The organism is Verrucomicrobiota bacterium (assembly GCA_016200005.1).
GTDB lineage: Bacteria > Verrucomicrobiota > Verrucomicrobiia > Limisphaerales > PALSA-1396 > PALSA-1396.
The window spans coordinates 33,674-41,242 of the sequence record JACQFP010000071.1 but is presented as its reverse complement, the minus strand read 5'-3'; the positions used below and the strand labels follow the sequence as shown (position 1 = coordinate 41,242).

General features: G+C 57.3%; 6 protein-coding genes. 3 read left to right on the top strand and 3 right to left on the bottom strand.

The window, feature by feature from the left end:
* A partial coding sequence (locus HY298_24045) for a glutamine synthetase beta-grasp domain-containing protein (protein ID MBI3853331.1) occupies nucleotides 1-426 on the bottom strand: 426 nt, incomplete at its 3' end.
* Between the two features lie 75 nt (nucleotides 427-501).
* On the bottom strand, nucleotides 502-840 hold the full coding sequence (locus tag HY298_24040; protein MBI3853330.1) for a P-II family nitrogen regulator: 339 nt from the start codon (nucleotides 838-840) through the stop codon (nucleotides 502-504).
* Nucleotides 841-1,368: 528 nt separating this feature from the next.
* Here HY298_24040 and HY298_24035 point away from each other — a divergent pair.
* Nucleotides 1,369-3,258 (top strand): hypothetical protein, encoded by a 1,890-nt coding sequence (locus HY298_24035; GenBank protein ID MBI3853329.1) that lies wholly within the window; start codon nucleotides 1,369-1,371, stop codon nucleotides 3,256-3,258.
* Here the strand turns inward: HY298_24035 and HY298_24030 are convergent.
* On the bottom strand, nucleotides 3,209-3,700 hold the full coding sequence (locus HY298_24030; protein ID MBI3853328.1) for a hypothetical protein: 492 nt from the start codon (nucleotides 3,698-3,700) through the stop codon (nucleotides 3,209-3,211). The genes HY298_24035 and HY298_24030 overlap by 50 nt on opposite strands.
* 503 nt (nucleotides 3,701-4,203) lie before the next feature.
* Between HY298_24030 and HY298_24025 the strand changes: the two genes are divergently transcribed.
* On the top strand, nucleotides 4,204-4,932 hold the full coding sequence (locus HY298_24025) for a c-type cytochrome (protein ID MBI3853327.1): 729 nt from the start codon (nucleotides 4,204-4,206) through the stop codon (nucleotides 4,930-4,932).
* Nucleotides 4,933-5,021: 89 nt separating this feature from the next.
* A complete protein-coding gene (locus tag HY298_24020; protein ID MBI3853326.1) occupies nucleotides 5,022-7,553 on the top strand; it encodes a CehA/McbA family metallohydrolase in 2,532 nt (843 codons plus the stop codon).
* Nucleotides 7,554-7,569 lie beyond the last annotated feature (16 nt).

Genomic DNA, 7,569 nt, shown 5'->3' with positions numbered 1-7,569 from the left:
GAACCGCACGTCGTCGAAGATGAAGAACTCCGCTTCCGGCCCGAATACCGCAGCGTCCGCCAGCCCGGTCGATTGCAGATACTTCTCTCCCCGTTGCGCAATCCCGCGCGGATCGCGGGTGTAGGCTTCCTTGGTCCCCGTCTCGGCAATGGTGCAGGTCAGGCTCAGGGTGGGCACGGCGCAGAACGGATCGATGAACGCCGTCGCCGGATCGGGCATCGCCAGCATATCGCTGGCTTCGATGCTCTTCCAGCCCCGGATCGACGACCCGTCAAACCCAAACCCGTCCTCGAAGACCTCCTCGGTCAGCTCGCTGACCGGCACGCTGAAATGTTGCCACGTCCCAAACGTGTCCACAAACTTCACGTCCACCATCCTCGCCTCACCCTGCTTCCCTAGCTCTATCGCGGTTTTTGCTGTACTCATTGTCGTTTCTGTTGATAATTTACGTTTCTGTAAACAAAAAAACCCTTTCCGAAAAACATCGGAAGGGAAATTGCGTCAAACTGCCTGCTCGCCGAGTTCTTCCGTTCGAATGCGGACGGCGTTCTCGATGGGACTGACGAACACTTTTCCATCGCCAATCTTGCCGGTCTTGGCAGCTTTGACGATGGCATCCACGGCCGAAGCAACCTGCCCGTCGGCAAGTACCACTTCGATTTTTATTTTCGGCAGAAAATCGACGGTGTATTCGCTACCGCGATAAATTTCCGTGTGCCCCTTTTGACGGCCGAATCCTTTGACTTCCGAAACCGTCATGCCTTCGACCCCTAAACCGGCCAAGGCTTCTTTCACTTCCTCAAGTTTGAAGGGTTTGATGATGGCCTCGATTTTTTTCATGATATCGCGCGTTGCGAAGGCGGATACTAACAAGCGGTCTGCCGCTGTAAACAGGAATTTGAGTGTGCAGCGTGTTTTGTGTTTTCGCGCACTCAATGGGCATAACTGATTGCTCTCGTTGGAAACGAAGCGCCTTATTGTGCTAATTTTAAGAGCAACCGTTTCTAATACCTTGTTACGTCGCTTGACAGTCAGTACGTTTGATGATTTCTTAGAGTTACAGTAAGCAAAAATTTCGGGCCAAATTAAACTTGTTCTTTGATAGCCCAAAGTTTTCGGCCTTGGTTAGGTACAGACTTCGGCCGGAGTTCTCCGTAGACCTACTGTTGTACCAATTCGAAAATTCCCCGGGCTTTTCGGTCATCCCCTGACTGACTAGCCCGGTTTTTGTTTCCACACGCCAGTTTGGCACGCTGACGGCCCAGTGCGGGTGACGAGTTTGCCCCTCCGACATACAGGCAGGCCGCAAATTAGCATTTCGGATTGTTCCGGCTTTCCCCTTAAAAGATTGTTAGTTAAACCTTCCTGATGAATGTGGCACGAACGACGTGGCACTCTCGCAGAATCTCTGTTTCAACTCGCCTGCTTTTGCCCCTCGTGCTGGCAGTATTAAATTCCGCAGCCAATGTCCGCGGCGCTGATCCATTCGCTGAAAATATTCGTTCCACTCCCGCGCAAACGCCGGAACAAGAACGGGCCAGCTTTCGCGTGCCATCGGGCTTTGATATCCAACTGTTCGCCGCCGAACCGCAAATCCTCAAACCCATGAACATGGCCTTTGACGCTAAGGGGCGGCTGTGGGTGACAGTCACCCGTGAATATCCTCATCCCGTTCCACCGGGCAAATACGGCCGTGATGAAATCCGCATCCTCGAAGATACCGATGGCGACGGGCGCGGGCGCGCTGACAAAGTCACCACTTTCATCGATGGCCTGAATATTCCCATTGGTCACTTCCCCTACCAAGATGGCGTTATTGCGTGGAGCATCCCGAACCTCTGGTGTTTTCAGGACACCGATGGCGACGGCAAAGCCGACAAGCGCGAAGTTCTCTACGGCCCGCTCGGCTGGGATCGCGACACGCACGGCAGGAACAGTTCGTTTGTTCGCGGATATGATGGTTGGCTCTATGCCACCCACGGCTTCAACAACAACACCACGGTCAGGGGTCGCGACGGCCGCGAAATTTCCATGAACTCCGGCAACACATACCGCTTTCGGCCCGACGGCTCACGCATCGAGCAGAACACCTGGGGACAGGTCAATCCGTTCGGCCTGGTACTTGATTCGCTCGGCAATCTTTATGCCGCCGACTGCCACAGTGAGCCGGTCTATCAACTCCTGCGCGGCGGGTACTATCCGAGCTTCGGCAAACCAGATGACGGCTTGGGTTTTGCACCGTCGATGATTTTTCACCAACACGGTTCCACGGCCATTTCTGGAATTGTTTTTTATGAAGGCGATGAATGGCCGGAGGAATATCGCAACAATGTTTTTACCGGCAACGTGATGACAAGCCGCGTCAATCGCGACGCGGTGAGCTTCTCCGGCTCCACCCCGAAGGCCAATCACAAGCTCGATTTCATCAGCACCGATGACCCCTGGTTTCGTCCCGTAAATCTCCAGCTTGGTCCGGACGGCGCGCTCTACATTGCGGATTTCTACAATCGCATCATCGGCCACTATGAAGTGCCGCTCGATCATCCGGGCCGCGATCGCACGAGCGGCCGCATCTGGCGCCTCGTTTACAAAGGGGACAACGCCAAACCCAAAACTCAAAATCCAAGCCTGCCGGACGACCTCAACGGCCTCATCTCCGAAATCGGCTCCCCGAATCTCACTCGCCGAATGCTGGCCATGAATCAATTGACCGATCGCATCGGGCAAGCCGCTGTCACGCCCGTCAAGAAATTATTCCGCGACAAACAATCTTCGGCCTTCCAAAAAATCCACTGCCTTTGGGTGCTTCATCGATTGAACCAACTCGATCCCAAAACCCTGCCGGAAGCCGCCAAAGAGAAAGATCGCAGCGCACGCATCCATGCCATGCGCGTACTTTCTCAAACGGCCGACTGGACTTCGGGCCTCCGCGAATTGGCTTTGAAAGCTCTGAACGACGTTGACGCTGGTTTGCAACGAGCCGCCGCCGATGCGCTCGGTCAACATCCGACCTTTGAAAACATCAAACCTCTGCTCACCTTGCGTCATCAGGTTTCCCCCGCCGACCACCGACACTCATTTGCTCCACGTGACACGGATGGCCTTGCGCAACCAACTCATTCCCGAAGGCAACCTGACACGCCTGCAAAAAGGGAACCTGAGCGAATCCGATGCCCGCGCCGTTGCCAACGTAACCGTTGTAGTTCGTTCACCAGAAGCCGGTGCATTCTTGTTGAGACACATTCAGCGATACACTGAAGACCAGGAAATGCTCGGTCGCTACCTCCGCCACGCGGCCCGCTACATTCCCATTGGGCAAACGGACGAACTCGCGACGTTTACCCGTCGGAAATTTGCCGATGATGTAGATTTGCAGCTCGCTTTGTTCAAGTCCGTGCAGGAAGGCACCGCGTAGCGCGGCGCCACATTGAGTGCAGGAGCGCAGGAGTGGGGAGATCAACTCGCAGGGCGCTTGCTTGAATCCGTCGGTGAAAATGCAATTCAGTGGAGCAACGTGCCGGTCCAAGGCATGACCAAAATCACCAATCCCTGGTTCGTTCAGAAGCGCGCCTCCGCTGATGGCGACAAGACCTCGCAATTCCTCTGCAGTTTGCCGCCGGGCGGCGAGCAACTGACCGGCATCCTCTGTTCGAAACCGTTCGTCATTCCACCCAAACTCAGTTTCTTCATGGCCGGCCATGACGGTTATCCGGATAAACCGGCGCAGAAAAAAAATCGCGTTCGATTACGCGCCGCCGTCACCCGCGAAATTCTCGCCGAAAGTTTCCCGCCCCGGAACGACACGGCCCAACCATATTCCTGGGACCTCGGCCCGCACGCCGACCAATCAGGTTATCTCGAAATCGTCGATGCCGACAATGGGAACGCCTTTGCCTGGCTGGCCGTCGGACGTTTCGATCCTCAAGTTGTTCCGTTGCCCGCTTTGAATCCCAGCCAGGTTGCGCAGCGTCAGCAAGCGGCTGCCGAACTGGCCCGCACTTTGACGCTGACCAAACTTGAACCCCAATTCGCCGGACTCCTAACCTCACAAACGACCGACCTGGAAACCCGAGCTGCCGTGGCGCAAACACTCGTCGCGTTTAATCCCAACGAAAACGCCGCAGCCCTGGCCACTATGATCGGCGATCCGGCCGTGCCTGGTGATTTGCGCGAAAAATCTGCCAAGCTCTCGTCAGACGAAACGTGCAAGATTCGCAATCGGTTTTGGTGGAAGCGATGCGCGCGGCGCCGTACCGCTTGCAGATCAAGCTGGCCCAATCTCTCGTCACCAGCACCGGCGGCGCTGAGAATTTGTTGGCTCTTGTGGAGCGCGGCCAGGCCAGCCCCAGACTCTTGTTGGCCGCCTCGGTCAAAGACAAACTGCTCGCCGCGAAGCTGGCCGACGCCGTGCAACGCATCGAAAAACTGACCCAAAACCTCAGGCCGGCCAGCGAGGAGATTGACAAACTGATCGCAAAACGGCGTACCAGTTTTACGCCGGCCAAAGCTTCGCCGGTTGAAGGCGCACGCATCTTCACCCAGAACTGTGCCGTTTGTCATAGCCTCGACGGTACTGGCGGATTGGTCGGACCGCAGCTTGATGGCATCGGCAATCGCGGTCTTGAACGGCTGGTGGAAGACGTGCTGGACCCGAATCGAAATGTTGATCGTGCTTTTCACACGCACATTCTCACGTTGATGAATGGCGATGTGATCAGCGGCCTGCCGCGACGCGAAGAAGGCGAGTTGCTGGTGCTGGCAGAATCCACCGGCGAGGAAATCCCGATTCCAAGGAAAGACATTCGAGAACGGCGCGAATCGGAAACCTCATTGATGCCAGAGAACTTCGGCGAGATTCTGTCGGCGGATGATTTCAACCACCTCATGGCATATTTGTTGTCCAAAAGATCGGACGCGCCCAAACGCCCTTGATCAAAAGCTCCAATGGCAATGGCTTCGAAGGGTGGGTCTCCATGACCTTGCGCAGTTTGTCCAAAGTCAATAGCCTGCTCGCAAGTGCTATGACCCCGATCAAACACGACGGCTTCTGGATTCGTCGAGTCGCATGGGTGCTCTGCTTGGTTTGGCCGATTCTGTTCCTCGCGGCTGAAGTTCCAAAAGTGGCCGAGGTGGATGACCAGCCGGTTGCCGCCAATGCGGAACGACTGCTACAGGCGCTGGAATTTCTGGAATACCCGTTGCCGGAGGCAACGCGGGACGGTATCACCGCAGCGGCGCGCAAACGGGATGCCAACGCCCTGCAGGAGTTGCTCGATCCGCAGGTGCTGTTCGTCGTGAGTATCAATCCTGAGCTGCGCGTGAAGGTGGCGCGCGGACCGGCGGCGGCAGCGCTGCATCAGAGCGGATTCACACCGGTGCTGGTCAAGGTTTTGAATGACGCGAAGGTGTCGCAACGCTTGGACATCGAAAGTCCGCAGGCGGGCGCGGTCTATGCGGGAGCGGCGGAAGGCATCCTCCAGCGCCAGCAACAAACGGAGTTGAAACGGAACGAAAACACGCGCAACGACCCCGGCCGGTTTCTTGAAGTCGAAATGTTTGCCTCACCGCCAATGACAGAACGCTTGAGTGGGTTGCGATTGGAATATGCCATCGCCTTGATTTACTCCAGCGAAGCCGGCCAGCGCGAGGCCACCATCGGGTTCAACGTCGGCCAGGGGACGCAAGACCTTGGATTTCGCGGGGAGACGCCGGTGTTGTTCGAGGTGACGCCGGCGATCCCGGCCAAACTAGTCATTCGCGATGTTGATAGCAAGCCGACCATCGCGCGGCTGACATTTCGCGATGCGCGAGGGCGCGTCTATCCGCCTCAGGCGAAGCGGCTGGCGCCGGATTTGTTTTTTGAGCCGCAGATTTATCGCGGTGATGGCGAAACGGTGTTGCTGCCACCGGGAAAATTTACGCTCAGCTACACGCGCGGACCGGAATACCTTGAGAAGGAAAAAGACATCGTGGTGCCGTCACAACCACCCGCCCGAATCGAAGTCCAGCTTGAACGATGGATCGATCCGATGCAGCACGGCTTGGTTTCTGGCGATCATCACATTCATGGGGCCGGTTGTTCGCATTACCAGATTCCCACCGAGGGCGTGACGCCCGAGGACATGTTCCGGCAGGTGAAAGGCGAAGCGTTGAACGTGGGCTGCGTACTGACCTGGGGACCGTGCTTCGATTACCAGCGGCGTTTCTTTTCACCGGTTGCTGCGACGATCAGCGAACCCTTGACAGTGCTGAAGTATGATTTGGAGATCAGCGGGTTTGGTTCAGCGGCGCTTGGGCACGTGTGCCTCCTGGACCTCAAGAACCAAACGTATCCCGGATCGGACGGAACAAAGACCAAGGGCTGGCCAACCTGGACAGTTCCTGTGTTGCGTTGGACGAAGGAACAAGGCGGCGTGACGGGCTACCCGCATTCGGACTTGTTCGTCGATCCGCCGGCGTACGCCAAAAGGTATATGGCCCGACACGACAAGAATGCCGATGGTCTTCTGGATCGCAAGGAGGCGGAGAGGGGCCTGTTGCCCGGCGCGTTCGATAAAATCGACAGCGACGAAGACGGGAGGGTGAGCGCAACGGAATTGAACCAATGGGCGGAGCGCGAGGCCAACCAGCTGCCCAACCTGGTGCTGCCCGCAATGGGCGGTTCGGGGGCGATGGAAATTTTCGTCAGCACGGCGGCCGGCGTTTGTGATTTCATCAGCGCGATGAACACGGGCCGCGTCGGTGAGTGGAACACGTGGTATCACCTGATGAACTGCGGGTTTCCGTTGAAAGTCAGCGGCGAGACGGACTTCCCCTGCATGAGCAGCCGCCGCGTGGGACAAGGGCGTGTCTATGTCAAACTTGCGGACGGGCCGATCCGCAAGGTGGATTTTCACCAATGGTGCAGCGCGTTGGGCAAGGGACGATCCTATGTTTCGGACGGATATGCGCACGCGTTGGAGTTTACGGTCAATGGCGCGTCGCCTGGCTTCAAGAACGTTGAGCTGGCGAAACCCGCCAAAGTCAGCGTGCGGGCGAAAGTTGCGTTCGCGCCCGAGACTCCGAAGGCGGTCGCGCATGGCACTCTGGAATCCGCGGAAGGCCGGCGTTTCCTGGGCGACACGCGTGTGCTCCATGCGCCGCGGTCGGACGAAAGAATCCGTGGCGGTGAACGGCTCGTGGAGGTCGTCAGGAATGGCCGGACGGTCGCCAGTGCGGTGGTGCCGGCAGATGGCGCAGTCCACGAACTTTCATTTGAAGTCGAAGTCGAGCGGAGCAGTTGGGTGGCGCTGCGGCAGTTTCCCCAGCTTCATACCAATCCGGTCGATGTCCTGATCGACAACAAACCGATTCGCGCCTCGCGCGAAAGCGCCTGGTGGTGCGCGGAATCGGTCGAGCTGCTCTGGGAGAATCGCAGCCGGCACATCGCCCAAGGCGAACGGAGCGCGGCCCGCGCGGCTTATGACCAGGCGATTGAATTGTTTCAAAAGCGGGCGCGTGAAGCCACGGAGCAAACCGCGCAGTCAAACCGCCGGAGCGTGATCGGGAATTGATTGGATTTCGATTGGC

Coding starts and splice junctions, on each gene's coding strand:
- HY298_24040 (MBI3853330.1), bottom strand. CDS start 840: ATGAAAAAAATCGAGGCCATCATCAAACCCTTCAAACTTGAGGAAGTG.
- HY298_24035 (MBI3853329.1), top strand. CDS start 1,369: ATGAATGTGGCACGAACGACGTGGCACTCTCGCAGAATCTCTGTTTCA.
- HY298_24030 (MBI3853328.1), bottom strand. CDS start 3,700: ATGGCCGGCCATGAAGAAACTGAGTTTGGGTGGAATGACGAACGGTTT.
- HY298_24020 (MBI3853326.1), top strand. CDS start 5,022: ATGACCCCGATCAAACACGACGGCTTCTGGATTCGTCGAGTCGCATGG.